The organism is Sphingomonas sp. 66-10, assembly GCF_001897045.1.
Classification (GTDB): domain Bacteria; phylum Pseudomonadota; class Alphaproteobacteria; order Sphingomonadales; family Sphingomonadaceae; genus Sphingomonas; species Sphingomonas lycopersici.
This window is the reverse complement of the sequence record NZ_MKRR01000015.1, coordinates 1-14,620: the sequence shown is the minus strand read 5'-3', so window position 1 is coordinate 14,620 and position 14,620 is coordinate 1. Positions and strand designations below refer to the sequence as shown.

Below are 14,620 nucleotides of genomic sequence, written 5' to 3'. Positions count from 1 at the left end.
GCGGTTTTCTCGGCCGTGAAAATATCGGAGCGCGCCATGTCGCGCTCGACCCCGATCGTGGCCTTTCTCAAGCCCTGAAGGTGGCGGGGTATCCCGCAACGGCCTTCGTTGCGGGCGACGGCACGATCGTACAGCTCCAGCTCGGTGAATTGTCACGCGCTGCGCTCGCCGATGGAATCGAATTAGCAAGGAAACACCGATGAATCGTCGCAACCTGTTGTCTCGGGGCCTCCTGGCCGCGCTTGCCTTCGCCGCGCCGATCACGCCTCTCATGGCCCAGCAGCCCGATCTGTCGCGCAAGGCGGTCGTTGACGATCCCGTGGCTCCCAAGCGCGCCGGCAGGACCTACGACGTCACGGTTGTCGAGTTTTTCGACTATAACTGCCCCTATTGCCGTCGCATGGAGCCGGTGCTGAACGCCCTGCTTCGCTCCGACCCGAAGGTACGGGTCGTGTACCGGGACTGGCCGATCTTCGGACCTGCCTCGCGTGAGGCGTCACGCGCGGCTGTCGCGAGCCAATGGCAGGGCAGGCATGCCGCCTTTCACGAGGCCCTGATGACCTCGCCGGCGCGGCTCGACAGCGCGGGCGTCAAGGCAGCGGCTGCCAAAGCCAAGGTCGACTGGCCCCGTCTGCAACGCGATTTGAAGAACCGTGGCGCCGAAATCGACGCGCTGCTTACGCGCACCGATAGCATCGCCCAGGCGATCGGTTTCAACGGAACACCAGCGCTGATCGTCGGCTCGCAGGTCGTCGCCGGTGCTGTCGATCTCCCGACGTTGCGTCGTCTCGTCGCGGAAGCGCGCAAAAAACCAGCGGCGCGCTGACCATGCCCGGGCCGCTCAATCGGAGACAGCTTGCCGGCTTGGGCGCGGTGGTCGTGGGTGGTTGGGCAGTCGGGCAGGTTCTACGGCGTACCGCCCCGATCGGGCGCGACGTCGGGCCGACCGCCGACCTGATCCTTGCCGGTAACGGCTCGCCCGAGGACGGACCTGCCGATGCTACGCTCCGGCTTGCCGTGTTCACCGACTATCGTTGCCCGGCCTGCCGTCATGGATTTTCCGCCCTGGAAGAGGCTGTGCAACGCGACGGCAAGGTGCGGGTCATCTACAAGGATTGGCCCATCTTCGGTCCGCCATCCGAACGTGCCGCAAGCGTGGCGCTCGCGTGCGCCGAACAGGGAGTTTACCCGACCGTCCATCGTGCGTTGATGACGGACAGCCGCACGATCGACGACGACGTGTTGCGGGACGTCGTGATGCGCGCTGGCGGCGATTGGCTGCGCGCGATGACCTGGCTTGCCGCCCACGCGGACGCTGTCGCAGCCCGCCTGCGGGCGAACGGACAGGAAGCCTATTCGATCGGACTGGCGGGCACCCCGGGTTATCTTGCCGGTCCCATGCTGGTGATGGGCGCGATCGACGCCAGCGATTTCCAACGGCTGTTCGCGCGTGCGCGGGAAGAAAGCTGACGATGCGAGAGGATACGAAACATGATCGAGTATAATCACAAGGGCATGACGGTTGCGTCGCTCCATGACGAGCGCACCGGCAGCTTCCAGTATGTCGTGGTCGACGAAGCCACGAAGACCGCCGCGATTATCGATCCGGTCCTCGACTTCGATCCCCGTGCCGGTGCGACCGCAACCGACAATGCCGATATGATCCTCGAATATGTCCGCGCCAAGGGACTTACTGTGGAATGGGTGCTCGATACCCATCCCCATGCCGATCACTTCTCGGCCGCGCCGTATCTCGCGGAAAAGACAGGGGGCAAAACCGCGATCGGCACCAAGGTCGTGGAGGTGCAGAAGCTCTGGCAGGACATCTACTGCCTGCCCGACCTGCCCGTCGATGGTAGCCAGTGGGATCGCCTGTTCGCCGATGGCGAGCAGTTCAGGATCGGCTCGCTCGACGCGCACGTCATGCTGTCGCCCGGCCACACGCTCGCCTCGATCACCTACGTCGTCGGCGACGCGGCGTTCGTCCACGACACGCTGATGGTGCCCGACAGCGGCACCAGTCGGGCTGACTTTCCAGGCGGCAACGCGCGCGCGCTGTGGCGCTCGATCCGGGCGATCCTCGAACTGCCGCCCAGCACCGCGACCTATGTCGGCCACGACTACGGCAAGGACGGGCGCGAAGTCTTTGGACGATCGACCGTGGCGGACCAGCGTCGTGACAACATCCATGTGCACAACGGCATCGGTGAGGCCGAGTTCGTCGCCACCCGCGAGAAGCGCGACGCAACCCTGCCGCTGCCGGACCTGATGCTTGCCGCGCTCCAGGTGAACATCCGCGGCGGTCGCCTGCCGGAGCCGGAGGCGTGCGGCACAGCGTTCCTCAAGGTGCCGCTCAACCACTTCGGCGCGGGCAAATGACCGAACCAACGCCGCCAACGCCCGGTGATGATGGCGATGCCCAGCGTATCATCTTCGCCATTACCGCCGCGCTGCTCGTCCTCGTCGTCACCTACAAGGTAGGGCAGTCTGACGCGCCCGTGCAGGCACCCGTCGAGGTAGCAGCGGACGCCGCCTTTTCGCCACCGGCGGAAAGCACCATCCCCGCCGGGCCGGACGGCGACGCGATCCGGCGCGGTCGACTGATCTTCACCGCGAGCGCGGCTCATGCCGGCCAGTACGTCGGCAACGGCCTGACGTGCAGCAACTGTCACCTCGATGCCGGGCGGAAGGCCGATGCGTCCCCGATGTGGGCGGCCTGGGTCAGCTACCCAGCTTATCGCGCGAAGAACGGCCGGGTGAACACGATGGAGGATCGCATCCGCGACTGCTTCCTCTACTCGATGAACGCGCCCGCCTCGAAAGCCGGCGCCCCGCCGCCCTATGGCGACGATATCTACCGCGATCTCCAGAGCTATTTCGCCTGGCTCGCGACCGGCGCGCCATCCGGCAAGCCGCTGCCCGGTCGCGGGTTCATAAAGCTCGCCACAACCCCGATCGGGCACGATCCGGTTCGCGGCGCGATTGTGTTCGCCGGCCAGTGCGCATCATGCCACGGTGCGAACGGCCAAGGGCAGGCGAACCCGGACGGCAGCTATACTATCCCGCCGCTGTGGGGAGCGCGCTCCTACAATTGGGGTGCGGGCATGACCGGGCTGGCGTCGGCTGCCGGGTTCATCAAGGCCAACATGCCTTATGGTGAGGGCAACACGCTGACGGATCAGCAGGCGTGGGATGTCGCCGCCTATGTCGATAGTCGCGAGCGACCCCGCGATCCGCGGCAGACCGGGACTGTCGAGAGCGCACGTAAGCAGTTTCACCCCAAAGGGGACTATTATGGTCAGGAGATTGACGGAAAAATGCTTGGCAGCTGATCGCTCGGCTTCCTAACCAGTGTCACAACCGAACGGTTTTGACACCATTCCTTGAGTAGCCAAGTCAGCTAATCGCTTAGTGACCTAGCCGTAATGGATAAGTTGAGTCACTGCTGTTTTCTGCTTTCGTTCTCCACGATACTGAATCATAGAATTGTTATGCCAATCGCGCGTGAACATCGCTGGCTCTACCCGATTGACTGGCGTGAACTATCTGCCTTCATCCGGTTTGGCCGCGCCAAAGGACGCTGCGAACATTGTCAGCGCCCGCATGGTCGTCATGTGCTGCATCTGGGCGATGGTGTTTGGTGGGATGAGGACATAAGCAGGTGGCGCAACGGGCAGGGCAGGTGCGTTCGCCGCCTGCCGCCGCCCGACGCCCTCTTATGCGCGCAACCTGGCTTCGTCGGCATTGATCCACCTTCACAAGTGCGGATCACGCGCGTGGTTCTTGCTAGCGCGCATCTGAACCATGATCCGAGCGATAACCGACCACGCAACCTCGCTGCACTCTGCCAGCGGTGCCACATGCGCCACGACGCCAGCGAGCATCGCCGACGTCGGTGGATCAACGCCTTCCGTATGCGTGCGATCGGCGATCTATTTGCCTGATCCGAAATCTCCTGCTGACCGCCTGGGAGCTAATCAAAGATCACTCAGTCGGTGAATCGAACGCTGTCAGGATTGGGCACGGCCCTGCCGATCCCGAGCCGCACTCGCTGGCAAGCCGACGCAGCGAAGCACGCGCCTGTTCAAGCTCGGCGATCTTCGCATCCAGCGCCGCCATCTGCTCATGGGCGAGCTGGCGCGCACGCGCGCGATCGTCGGTCGCATCCAGCGCCAGAAGCTCACCGATCTGCTCGAGCGTGAAACCGGCTGCCTGCGCCGAGCGGATGAAGCGAAGGCGGCGGGCGTCATCGGTGCCGTAGCGCCGGATGCCGCCTCCGGCGCCAGCCCCGGTCGGCCGGTCTGGCTCGTCCAGCAAACCGCGACGCTGATAGTAGCGCACCGTTTCGACGCCGACGCCGCCCTCGCGCGCGAGCGCCGCGATCGTCATGCCGGTCATGCCTTGACTCCGTACTATGGTACGGACCCTATATAGGCGGGGCGAGGATATTGGAGAAGCGGCATGGCGAGCGCCCCCGCCAAACAGGCGACGATCTACCGGATGGTGATGCCGGAACATACCTGCCCTTTCGGGCTGAAGGCGAAGGATCTTCTGCGCCGGGAAGGCTATGCGGTCGATGACCATTGGCTGATGACGCGGGAAGAAACCGACGCTTTCAAGGCGAAGCACGGCGTCAAGACGACCCCGCAGATCTTTATCGCCGGGGAGCGGGTCGGCGGCTATGACGATCTGCGCCGCTTCTTCGGCAAGATGGTCCGCGACCCCAAGGCCGTCACCTATCGCCCGGTGATTGCCGTGTTCGCGATGACGGCGCTGATGGCGCTCGCCGCCAGCTATGCGGTACTCGGCACGCCCTTCACGGTGCGGGCGGGTGAATGGTTCATCGCGTTCTCGATGTGCGCTCTGGCGATGCTCAAGCTCCAGAACGTCGAGAGCTTCTCGAGCATGTTCCTCAACTACGATCTGCTCGCGAAGCGCTGGGTGCCCTATTCCTATGTCTATCCCTACGCGGAAGGAGCGGCGGGCGTCCTGATGGCAGCCGGCGCGTTGACCTGGCTGTCGGTGCCCGTCGCGCTCGTTATCGGTACGATCGGCGCGGTGTCGGTGTTCAAGGCCGTCTACATCGACAAGCGTGAGCTGAAATGCGCGTGCGTGGGCGGGGACAGCAACGTGCCGCTCGGCTTCATCTCGCTCACCGAAAACCTGATGATGGTCGCGATGGCGCTGTGGATGATCGCTGCGCCGCCCGTGCTGGCGATGGCGCACTGACGCGAAGGTCGGCACGCGTCGTCAATGCGGGCTGATCGCCGTAACTTCTGCCGTCATACCCTTCGCCTTGGCGGTGAATGCGACCCGCTGCCCCGACCGCAGTCCCTTGAGCAGGGTCGGGGGGGATGCCCGGAAGGTCATCGTCATTGCGGGCCAGCCGATCGTCGGGATCGGGCCGTGCTTGATGGTTACGGTTCCACCTTTCGCGTCGACGGCAGTGATCGTCCCCGATCCGCTGCCGGATTTTACAGCCGATGCAGCCGGCCTGCTGCCTTGAGCAAGAGCGCTCGCTGCGATCGGCGTGACTAGTAGCATGAATGCGGCGCGCATGGAGAAAGTGGCTTTCATCAGATCTTCCTTTCGGGGCGGGTTGAAGCTCGCCGCCGCAAGAGCAAGTAGGCGGCTGGCAGGATGAACATGGAGAGGAAAGGGGCGGTCAGCATTCCACCGATCATCGGCGCGGCGATCCGGCTCATCACCTCCGATCCGGCGCCATGCCCGATCAGCACGGGGAACAGCCCGGCGACGATGACAGCGACGGTCATCGCCTTGGGACGTACCCGCAACAGCGCGCCCTCCCTGATCGCTTCCGATACTTGCTCGCCCGACGGTGACGGCCCGCGCTCGGCCAATGCGTGTTTCAGGTAGATCAGCATGACGACGCCGAACTCCGCCGACACGCCGGCGAGCGCGATGAACCCGACACCTGTGGCGACCGATTGCGCATAGCCGAGCAGCCATAATGTCCAGATGCCGCCGGTCAGCGCGAAGGGCAGTGTGCCCATGATAAGCGCCGCCTCGTCGAGGCGACCGAAGGTAAGGTAGAGGAGAAGGAAGATGATCGCGAGTGTCGCCGGCACGACGAGCATCAACCGAGCCTCGGCACGCTGCAGATACTCGAATTGTCCGGAATAGGCGATCGAGACGCCGGGGCTGAGCCGAACATCTTTGCCAACAGCACGGCGCAGATCGGCGACCGTGGAGGCCAGGTCGCGCCCGCGCACGTCGACATAGACCCATGTCGAGAGTCGACCATTTTCCGTCTTGAGCATCGGTGGACCTTCCGCGATCGACACGGATGCGACGGTGCCGAGTGTGATCTGCTGACCCGATGCGGTGACGATTGGGAGAGTTCGCAGTCCCTCCAGACTGTCACGCAGCTCGCGGGGGTAGCGGACGCTGATCGGGTAGCGGGCAAGGCCCTCCACCGTCTGGCCGATCGTCTCGCCGCCGATCGCGCCGGACACAATCTCCTGCACATCGGCGATGTTGAGACCGTAGCGCCCCGCGGTCACCCGATCGATATCGACATCGACATAGCGGCCTCCGGTCAACCGTTCTGCCAATGCCGAGCTGACGCCCGGCACGGTCCTGGCGACACGTTCGATGCTGCCGGCGATGCGGTCCAGCTCGGAGAGGTTGGACCCCGACACTTTCACCCCGATGGGACTCTTGATGCCGGTCGCGAGCATATCGATCCGATTGCGGATCGGAGGCACCCATACGTTCGTGAGGCCGGGCACGCGCACTGTGCGGTCCAGCTCCTCCACCAGCTTTGCCGGCGTCATCCCCGCGCGCCATTGATCGCGCGGCTTGAATTGGATGGTCGTCTCGAACATCTCGAGCGGTGCCGGGTCGGTCGCGGTCTCGGCGCGTCCGGCTTTGCCGAACACGGTTTTGACCTCGGGAACGGTTTTTATCAGCCGGTCTGTGCGCTGGAGCAGGGCCGAGGCGCTCGCGGCCGAAAGGCCGGGAAGCGCGGACGGCATGTAGAGCAGATCGCCCTCATCCATCGTCGGGATGAACTCGCCACCCAATCGGGTCAGCGGCCATGCCGTCGTCGCCAGTACCAGGGCGGCGATGCCGATCGCCGCCCAAGGCCGCGCCAACACGCGGTCGAGCGCCGGGCGATAGGCACGGGTGAGCACGCGGTTGATAATGTTGTCGTTCTCGGCCGGAATGCGTCCCCGGATCAGCCATCCCATCAGGACCGGCACGAGCGTTACCGACAGGATCGCCGCTGCCGCCATCGCATAGCTCTTGGTGAAGGCGAGCGGGGCGAACAGCCGTCCCTCCTGCGCTTCGAGCGTGAACACCGGCACGAACGACAGCGTGATGATGACGAGGCTGAAGAACAGCGCCGGCCCGACCTCGGCCGCGGCCTCGGTGATGACGCGCCAGCGTTCCTCGCCCGCCAGCGCCACGCCCGGATGGTCGTGTTCCCATCGCTCGATCCGCTTGTGCGCGTTCTCGATCATCACGATCGCGGCATCGACCATCGCGCCGATCGCGATGGCGATACCGCCCAAAGACATGATGTTGGCGTTCACCCCCTGCACACGCATGACGAGCAAGGCCGCGAGCACCCCCAGAGGCAAGGTGACGATCGCGACCAGCGCAGACCGGACATGCCACAGAAACAACCCGCAGATGATCGCGACGACGACGAACTCCTCGATCAGCTTGCCCGTCAAATTCTCCACCGCGCGGTCGATCAATTGCGAGCGGTCATAGGTAGTGACGATCTCGACGCCGGGGGGAAGGCTCGCTTTCAGTTCCGCGAGCTTGGCCTTGACGGCTTCGATCGTCTGCCGTGCATTCTTGCCCTGACGCAGGATGACGACTCCGCCCGCGACCTCGCCTTCGCCGTTCAGCTCGGCGATGCCGCGGCGCATCTCGGGGCCGATCTGGATCGACGCGACGTCGCCCAAGGTAACGGGGACGCCGGCACCGGCGACCTTGAGCGGGATCGCGCGGAAATCGTCGACGGTGCGCAAGTAACCTGACGCGCGCACCATATATTCGGCTTCGCCCAGCTCGAGGACGGACCCGCCGGCCTCCTGATTGGCGCGGCGAATGGCATCGACGGCCTGAGTGTGCGTGACACCGAATGCGGCGAGCCGCGTCGGGTCGAGCAGCACCTGATATTGCTTCACCATTCCGCCGATGCTCGCCACCTCCGCAACGCCGGGCAGCGTTTTCAGTTCATAACGTAGGAACCAGTCCTGCAAGGATCGGAGCTGCGACAGGTCACGGCGGCCGGTGCGGTCCAACAGCGTGTATTCATAGACCCAGCCGACCCCCGTCGCATCAGGACCCAGCGCGGCCTGCGCGCCTTGGGGAAGCCGTCCCTGCACCTGGCTCAGATACTCCAGCACGCGTGAGCGCGCCCAATAGAGGTCGGTCCCATCCTCGAAGAGGACATAGACGTAGCTGTCGCCGAAGAACGAATAGCCGCGCACGGTTTTCGCGCCAGGCACGGACAGCATCGTCGTGGTGAGCGGATACGTCACCTGGTTCTCGACGATCTGCGGGGCTTGGCCCGGCCAGCTCGTGCGGATGATGACCTGCGTGTCGGACAGGTCGGGGAGCGCATCGACGGGGGTGGCACGCATTGCGAACACCCCGGCCATGGCGAGCGCGATGGCCGCCAGGACGACGAGGAAGCGGTTCGCGACCGACCAGCGGATGATCGCGGCAATCATCGCCCAGCCTCGCGCGTCATGCGGCGCAGCGTTGGACCATCGGCGGGTTGATCAAAGCCGAACCGCACCCGCTCACCCTTGCGATACCCACGCACCAACGCGGGATCGGCGACGCGGAACGTCATTGTCATGGCCGGCCAGCCGATCGCCGGAACGGGCTGATGGGACAGGGTGACGGAACTGCGATCGATCGCCTCGATGCTGCCGACCGTCTCGTAGATCGACGCGGTGGGTTTCACGGCCGGCTTTGTTGCGGGTGACGCTTCGACACCAATCGGACGCGCATCGAGGCCAGCGAGGCTCGCTTCGGAGTCGATCAGGAACTGGCCCGACGCGACAACCTTCTCACCCTCGGTCAGGCCGGCGACTATCTCGGTTTTGCCGCCGCCTTCTGCGCCAGTGCGAACCTCGGCGGGTCGAAAGCGTCCACCCGGCCCTGCCAACATGACGAGTGTGCGCCGGCCGGTCCGGATCACGGCCTCACTCGGAACAAGGAGTGCATCGCGGCTCCCCTGGTCGAGCGCCACGCTGGCGAACATACCGGGGCGCAACCGGCCGGCACGGTTGGGGAGCTCGACGCGGATTGTGAGCGTGCGGCTCGCTGCCTCGGCCTGGGGCAGGATCGCAGCGATGCGGCCCCTGAAGCTTTCGCCCGGGAAAGCCGCCAGCGTGGCGATGACGGGCGTGCCGATCCGCAGGTTTCCTGCGAGGGCCTCAGGGACAGCCGCGTTCAGCCACACGGTGGCGAGGCCGTTCACCTCCGCCAGTGTCTGTCCTTGCGCGACCGTCATCCCCTGTCGGACGCCGAGCGTCTTGATGACGCCCCCCACGGGCGTGCTGATCGTCGTCACACCTTGCGGTCGGCCGCGCCACTCCGCCGATGCAATCGATCCGGCGGGCATCCCGAGAAGCAACAGGCGCTCTCGTGCCGCCCGCGTGAGCCCGGCATCCCCGGTGCGGCGCACGGCGAGATACTCCGCCTGCGCGCCCGCCCATTCGGGCACAAGGATATCGGCGAGCGGGGCGCCTGCCGGCACGACATCGCCTGGCGCGCGCGCATAGACGCGCTGAACGAAGCCGCCGCTGCGTGCCTGCACGACCGCAACGTTGCGGTCATTGAACTCGATGCTGCCGGTTGCCGAGGCCGAGTTTGACAACGATCCGCGTTCGACCGTGACGATCCGCGCGCCGAGCCGCTGGAGGCTGGCCGGATCGATCGCTACGCCCGGTGCGGCGCTACCGCCTGCGCCCTCGTCGGCATAGCGGGGGATCAGTTTCATCCTCATCGACGAGAGACCCGGGCCGTCGTGCCGCTCCCCCGGGATCATCGGATCATACCAGTAGAGGATCTTCTTCTGCGGGGCTGGGGATGCCGTTTGATCGGCAGCCGAGGACGTGCCAAGTTTCGCGAGCCCGAAGCCCACGCCCCCTGCGACCAGCACCAGCGCGCTTACCGCGGTGACAAGGCGGGCGCGGGTAATGGTAGTGTCGCTCATCGATCGGCGCTCCCGAAGGTAATGGTGAGGCGGACAGAGTCTGCGGCGACGAGCGCCTCACGGTCGAGCACGGTCAGCTCGGCGTCGGCGAGCGCGGTCTTGGCTTCGATGGCATCCGCAAGACTCGCGCGACCGGCAGAGTAGCTCGCTATCTCCAGATCGGCTCGCTTCCGAGCGAGCGGAAGGAGCACGTCGCGCGCGCGCTGCCATTGGCTGTGATGCATTTGGTGGTCCGCCAGCGCGGCCTCCAGATCGGCTGCCAATGTGCGCCGGGTTTCTTCGCGCGCGGCCTCGGCCTGCGCCTGTGCGGATTTGCGGGCTTCGATGCGCGGGTTCTGACGCGATCGAGCGAACAGCGGCAGGCTCATCGAAACTCCCGCCGACACCATGTCGCCATACCGGGGGTCACGGCGTTGATAAGCTACCTCTACCCCCCAATCGGGTCGCTTCTCCGCTCGCGCCGCATCCACGTCGGCCTGGGCGCGCTGAATACCGGCCTCGGCGAGAACCATGTCGGAGTGAAGGCTGAGCGCGTCCCGCAGCCGCGCCGGAGCCAGATCGATCGCGGGCATATCGCCGGCAATCTCGGGCGCCGATACGCCGGTCCAGCGAGCCAGCATCGCGCGGGCGCGCGCAACGGCGGCCATCAACTCGTCGCGGCGGTCGTCGAGTGCCGCGATCTCCTGATCGGTCGTCAGTGTCTGACCAGGGCGGACCGAACCGGTCGTCACGGCGGCCCGCGCAGCGGAAGGGAGAGATCGAAGGAATAGCAGAACGGTGTCGAGGGCAGCTAGTCGACGCTCGGCATAAGCAAGGTCGATCCATGCCTGCCCCGCTCCCAATCGCACCTCCCGGAGCTTGGTCGCTTGCGATGCTTCTGCCGTTGCGATCACGGCGCGTGCCTGCGCTTGCGCGGCATGACGCTTGGCAAGGTTGGGTAGGTCCTGTTGGAAACCGACACGCCCCATCGTCATGTCGTCTCTGGATAGGGAGAAGGCGGGTGGCCCAGAGACAGGATAATTCTCGATTCCGATCGACACACGGGGGTCCGGAAGGCTTCCCGCCGCACGTGCATCGGCTTGGGCGGCGCTGACCCCCGCGCGACCGGCAACCGCTCCCGGGGCGTTGGCAACCGCATCGCGCAGCGCTTGGTCATAGGTAAGTGTCTGCGCGTGCGCGGCGCTCGTCGTGAGCGCGGCGACCGCGAGCATCATGGATGCGCGCATCCCTCTAGTCCCTTCATGTCATAATGATGGCCGGGCTCCAAATGGTTGATCGGAGCCCGGCACCTGTTCAGGCTCGCCAGCTTAAGTTGACTGGCCGCCCTTCATTGACATGCAGGCGTCGCGACCGCGTTCCATCATCGGGCACACGCAGGCGCTCGACTGGGGAACGTCCGTAACCCATACGCGACGTGGGGCTTGAAGCGGCGCCCGCGGGCCCGGCTGGTAATTGGAACGCCACTCCCAATGACCATTGCTTTTATTTTCAGATGTGGCCGCCGTCGCTGCCGACGCGGCGAGGCTAGCGGCAAATACCGCCAAGATGAACGTTTTCATGTCACTTTCCAATTTGATCGAGATTTAAAATCGGCAGAGCCGCAACCGGCGAACGGCTGCAGCCTGACACGGCTTGACTCGATCAAACGGTAGGCGGTTCGGGCTCGGGAGCGACGTTGAGGCCGGCAAGTGCCCGGCTGGCAGGCCAGATAACGATTTGAGATGCGATCGAGCGCTTCAGCACTCTTGCCGGCTCCTCAAACGTCATGGGAACAACGCATCCCATTTGGGCGATACACGCCAGCGTCAGTCCTTTGCATGGGTGTTCCGATGACGGATCCGGGGTCGCCATACCCGCGCAATCCATGCGGGATGGGGTGACATGGCTCATCGCCATCTTGGGTGAGAGCGATGGGCCGGCCGCATACGCAATTCCTTGGCCCAAAAGGCCAAGCAACGCTCCAACAAGAAGCAAGAGAGAAAGACGAGCTTTCAACACCCGGATACTATCCCAATTGTCAACGCCGAGGTCAATACGGGTGGTTTGCCGGGTGCCGTAGTGCCGGCATGAAGCGCCGGGGAAGATTTGCCGCTCACAAGACAACCTGTCGTTTAGGCGCCGTGGCTAGCAAAGACACGCCGGCCAGCGGCACCGAACGCAATGACGTCATAGGGCTGGGTTCTCATGCCGGGCACCTCCATGCCCGGTGAGCCCATCGGCATTCCGGCCACGGCCAAGCCGCGCACGCCTTTAGGATGCTGGGCCAGCGCGCGCTTCATGTCCGCGATCGGGACATGTCCCTCAAACGCCATGCCGTCGATGATCGCGGTATGGCAGGACGCGAGGTCAGCGGGCAGGCCGATCTTACGCTGCAGCACCTCACGGCGATCATCGTCGATGATCTGGACCTTGCGGCCGAACTGCTGACGCACCTGCGCCGCCCATTTCTCGCAACAGCCGCAACCCGGATCGCGGTGCATGGCGATGTCGGCCGCGGCCGATGCGACCGCTGGGATGGTCATTAGCAAGGCGGCGACGGCGCCACGAACACCATTCTTCATCATCAGCTCCTAAAAGGAAATCCCCGCCCTGCCGGGGGGTAGGGGGATCGACAGGGCGGGGCAGCGCTCCCTTATTGCGGGCGCTTGCCGTGCTTGCTGAGCCACGCCTGCAGCTCGGCAATATCCTTTTCCTGTTTCGTGATCGTCATCTGCGCCATGCGCTTGGTCTCGGCGTCGCGCGCGTCACGCACCGCAACGCGCGACATGGCGATGGCGCCTCGGTGATGCTCGATCATCTTGCGCGTCCACATTTCGGCCGCGTCGCCCTGCTTGGCCGCCATCATCTTCTGATGCATGTCCATCTCGGCCTGGCCGTAGGGATTGCCGGCCATCATGCCCGCCATGTCGTCGTGGTTCATGCCGGCCATCTGACCGTGGTTCATGCCCTGCATTCCGCCGCTCTGCTGCGCGAGGGCGGGCGTGGCGAGCAGCGCCAAAGCTGCGAATGTTGGTGCGAAGCGCATTATTGATCTCCCTGGGTTCTAAGACTTCTACGCGTGCGAGGCGGCTATCCCTCACCCGGGGTGCTAGAACGCGCGAGAAATTGTCAGGAAACAGGACTTTATTTCCGAGGGCTACGCTCCTGAGCCGCGTATATTATGCCTCGATCACGATGTTGCGACGCCGCGTTTTGGGCCATCGCATGTAGAGAAGCACTGCCCCCCCTAACCAAAGCGCAAGCCCACCGATCGCGAAGGCGAGCAGCCAGGGCGTGTTGAAGTTCTCGTGATTCGTCCAATCCATGATGTGAAGGCCCCAGAAGAAGTCGTAGAGCCGCCAAGTGCCGGTTCGGACAGCCGAGATCCGACCGGTGTCGGCCGCGACAAAGACGCGGGTGGAATCGAGGTCGGCGAACGCGACGCGCCAGGCGGGGAGCGTGCCGCGATATTCGGGGCTGGCGCGCTCGATCCGCTCTACCTTCGCCGCTGGTCGAGCACCGCCACGCCATGCCAAACGCGCGATCTCCTCGGCCTCACGAGCCGTTGGTGCTGGCAGCGCTTGGCCCGTCGCGGCGTCGAACAGGCGCGTTCCCTTGGCTGTCGCGACCTCGGCGACCGGGCGGCCAAGCCACATGCGATAGGTGATGGCCTCGATGGGCGCATCTGCTGCGCCTACGATCGCCGATGGTGGGGCGAACGTGCTGCCGCGGGGAAGGGGCGCCGCGGCTTTGCGGTCAACGAGGTGATCGCCATGCACCCGATCGATCGGCAGGAAGCTCATCAGGGCGCCGCTTGCGAACCATAGCAGGAGCTGCGCGCCGATGATGATCGCGAGCCATTTGTGCGTGCGGCTCGCGAGTAGATGCAGCCTCAGTTTCGCGCTTTTCAGAACCACTCCTCCCTCAACCTCGTCGCCGGGGTCACTTCATACCCGGCATGTCCTTCATCATCTCGTCGTGATCGGCCGGGGCGCTCGCGACCAGTGCCTTATACTGTTCGGGCGTCATGCCGGGGAGCTTGCGGACGAACGCGACCATATTCCAAATTAGGGGGTCGGGATGCGTCTTGCCCCATGCCGGCATGGCGCTGAGCTTCACCCCGTGCTTGATGATCCAGAATTGCTGGGCGGGGGTGAGATCTTGAGCGCGCGCGAGTTCCGGCGCCTGTGGATAGAGGCCCTGGCTCATCTCGGATTTCTCGACGCCGGGGCCGAGATGGCAACCGGAACACATTTCTCCGTAAAGGCCCGCGCCGACTGACACGCGCTGCGCCGATGCCAGATCGGCCGGGGGTGTTATGCCGCGCGCGCGTGCCTCAATCGACCGATCGCGCAGGCGTTCGAGCATTGAATAGACCGCCGGCGTGTGCGGTTCGTCGGCCGCGATGTTATACACGCCAAGGTAGATAAA

Annotated in this window: 16 protein-coding genes; 7 read left to right on the top strand and 9 right to left on the bottom strand. The window is 64.8% G+C overall.

The annotated features are described in order from the left end of the window. The 6 genes from BGN95_RS01885 to BGN95_RS01860 form a co-directional block, all read left to right on the top strand. Positions 1 to 203 (top strand): TlpA family protein disulfide reductase (locus tag BGN95_RS01885; RefSeq protein WP_502688234.1); only part of this gene is annotated, 203 nt, incomplete at its 5' end. Further along, positions 200 to 826 (top strand): DsbA family protein, encoded by a 627-nt coding sequence (locus tag BGN95_RS01880; protein WP_056432835.1) that lies wholly within the window; start codon positions 200 to 202, stop codon positions 824 to 826. The genes BGN95_RS01885 and BGN95_RS01880, both read left to right, overlap by 4 nt. Before the next feature lie 2 nt (positions 827 to 828). Further along, on the top strand, positions 829 to 1,470 hold the full coding sequence (locus tag BGN95_RS01875; RefSeq protein ID WP_026189135.1) for a DsbA family protein: 642 nt from the start codon (positions 829 to 831) through the stop codon (positions 1,468 to 1,470). Positions 1,471 to 1,515: 45 nt separating this feature from the next. Continuing rightward, positions 1,516 to 2,379, top strand: coding sequence for an MBL fold metallo-hydrolase (locus BGN95_RS01870; RefSeq protein WP_286771446.1), 864 nt, complete (start codon positions 1,516 to 1,518; stop codon positions 2,377 to 2,379). Further along, entirely contained in the window at positions 2,325 to 3,332 is a 1,008-nt protein-coding gene (locus tag BGN95_RS01865; RefSeq protein WP_286771445.1) for a c-type cytochrome, read from the top strand. Before BGN95_RS01870 ends, BGN95_RS01865 begins: the two co-directional genes overlap by 55 nt. 159 nt (positions 3,333 to 3,491) lie before the next feature. Continuing rightward, complete coding sequence (locus BGN95_RS01860; protein ID WP_043060763.1) at positions 3,492 to 3,944, top strand: hypothetical protein; 453 nt, start codon at positions 3,492 to 3,494, stop codon at positions 3,942 to 3,944. Between the two features lie 40 nt (positions 3,945 to 3,984). On the opposite strand, the gene BGN95_RS01855 is transcribed toward BGN95_RS01860, so the two are convergent. After that, positions 3,985 to 4,389 carry a MerR family DNA-binding protein gene (locus tag BGN95_RS01855; RefSeq protein WP_101750172.1) on the bottom strand — a complete coding sequence of 135 codons (405 nt, stop codon included), beginning with the start codon at positions 4,387 to 4,389 and terminating at the stop codon, positions 3,985 to 3,987. Between the two features lie 72 nt (positions 4,390 to 4,461). Between BGN95_RS01855 and BGN95_RS01850 the strand changes: the two genes are divergently transcribed. Then, a complete protein-coding gene (locus BGN95_RS01850) occupies positions 4,462 to 5,229 on the top strand; it encodes a glutaredoxin family protein (protein ID WP_017980773.1) in 768 nt (255 codons plus the stop codon). 21 nt (positions 5,230 to 5,250) lie between these two features. Here BGN95_RS01850 and BGN95_RS01845 read toward each other — a convergent pair whose 3' ends face one another. From BGN95_RS01845 to BGN95_RS01810, 8 genes are all read right to left on the bottom strand, one after another. Then, positions 5,251 to 5,577 (bottom strand): copper-binding protein, encoded by a 327-nt coding sequence (locus BGN95_RS01845; RefSeq protein WP_017980774.1) that lies wholly within the window; start codon positions 5,575 to 5,577, stop codon positions 5,251 to 5,253. After that, positions 5,577 to 8,714, bottom strand: a complete 3,138-nt coding sequence (locus tag BGN95_RS01840) for an efflux RND transporter permease subunit (protein WP_018251208.1) — start codon at positions 8,712 to 8,714, stop codon at positions 5,577 to 5,579. The genes BGN95_RS01845 and BGN95_RS01840 overlap by 1 nt, the downstream gene beginning before the upstream one ends. Beyond that, positions 8,711 to 10,210 (bottom strand): efflux RND transporter periplasmic adaptor subunit, encoded by a 1,500-nt coding sequence (locus BGN95_RS01835; protein WP_043060764.1) that lies wholly within the window; start codon positions 10,208 to 10,210, stop codon positions 8,711 to 8,713. Before BGN95_RS01835 ends, BGN95_RS01840 begins: the two co-directional genes overlap by 4 nt. Next, positions 10,207 to 11,424: a TolC family protein gene (locus BGN95_RS01830; RefSeq protein WP_018251210.1), complete on the bottom strand. Its 1,218-nt coding sequence runs from the start codon at positions 11,422 to 11,424 to the stop codon at positions 10,207 to 10,209. Before BGN95_RS01830 ends, BGN95_RS01835 begins: the two co-directional genes overlap by 4 nt. An 897-nt stretch (positions 11,425 to 12,321) precedes the next feature. Next, positions 12,322 to 12,774 (bottom strand): DUF411 domain-containing protein, encoded by a 453-nt coding sequence (locus tag BGN95_RS01825; RefSeq protein ID WP_017980778.1) that lies wholly within the window; start codon positions 12,772 to 12,774, stop codon positions 12,322 to 12,324. A gap of 68 nt (positions 12,775 to 12,842) precedes the next feature. Then, positions 12,843 to 13,235 (bottom strand): DUF305 domain-containing protein, encoded by a 393-nt coding sequence (locus BGN95_RS01820; protein ID WP_042469554.1) that lies wholly within the window; start codon positions 13,233 to 13,235, stop codon positions 12,843 to 12,845. A 133-nt stretch (positions 13,236 to 13,368) separates the two neighbouring features. Then, positions 13,369 to 14,106, bottom strand: coding sequence for a PepSY domain-containing protein (locus BGN95_RS01815; RefSeq protein WP_017980780.1), 738 nt, complete (start codon positions 14,104 to 14,106; stop codon positions 13,369 to 13,371). Positions 14,107 to 14,131: 25 nt separating this feature from the next. Beyond that, a partial coding sequence (locus BGN95_RS01810) for a c-type cytochrome (RefSeq protein WP_286771444.1) occupies positions 14,132 to 14,620 on the bottom strand: 489 nt, incomplete at its 5' end.

What these genes read in the sequence shown, in the direction of transcription:
- BGN95_RS01825 (WP_017980778.1), bottom strand. Translation starts at nt 12,774, where the DNA reads ATGATGAAGAATGGTGTTCGTGGCGCCGTCGCCGCCTTGCTAATGACC.
- BGN95_RS01875 (WP_026189135.1), top strand. Translation starts at nt 829, where the DNA reads ATGCCCGGGCCGCTCAATCGGAGACAGCTTGCCGGCTTGGGCGCGGTG.
- BGN95_RS01845 (WP_017980774.1), bottom strand. Translation starts at nt 5,577, where the DNA reads ATGAAAGCCACTTTCTCCATGCGCGCCGCATTCATGCTACTAGTCACG.
- BGN95_RS01850 (WP_017980773.1), top strand. Translation starts at nt 4,462, where the DNA reads ATGGCGAGCGCCCCCGCCAAACAGGCGACGATCTACCGGATGGTGATG.
- BGN95_RS01835 (WP_043060764.1), bottom strand. Translation starts at nt 10,210, where the DNA reads ATGAGCGACACTACCATTACCCGCGCCCGCCTTGTCACCGCGGTAAGC.
- BGN95_RS01820 (WP_042469554.1), bottom strand. Translation starts at nt 13,235, where the DNA reads ATGCGCTTCGCACCAACATTCGCAGCTTTGGCGCTGCTCGCCACGCCC.
- BGN95_RS01860 (WP_043060763.1), top strand. Translation starts at nt 3,492, where the DNA reads ATGCCAATCGCGCGTGAACATCGCTGGCTCTACCCGATTGACTGGCGT.
- BGN95_RS01840 (WP_018251208.1), bottom strand. Translation starts at nt 8,714, where the DNA reads ATGATTGCCGCGATCATCCGCTGGTCGGTCGCGAACCGCTTCCTCGTC.
- BGN95_RS01880 (WP_056432835.1), top strand. Translation starts at nt 200, where the DNA reads ATGAATCGTCGCAACCTGTTGTCTCGGGGCCTCCTGGCCGCGCTTGCC.
- BGN95_RS01830 (WP_018251210.1), bottom strand. Translation starts at nt 11,424, where the DNA reads ATGATGCTCGCGGTCGCCGCGCTCACGACGAGCGCCGCGCACGCGCAG.
- BGN95_RS01870 (WP_286771446.1), top strand. Translation starts at nt 1,516, where the DNA reads ATGACGGTTGCGTCGCTCCATGACGAGCGCACCGGCAGCTTCCAGTAT.
- BGN95_RS01855 (WP_101750172.1), bottom strand. Translation starts at nt 4,389, where the DNA reads ATGACGATCGCGGCGCTCGCGCGCGAGGGCGGCGTCGGCGTCGAAACG.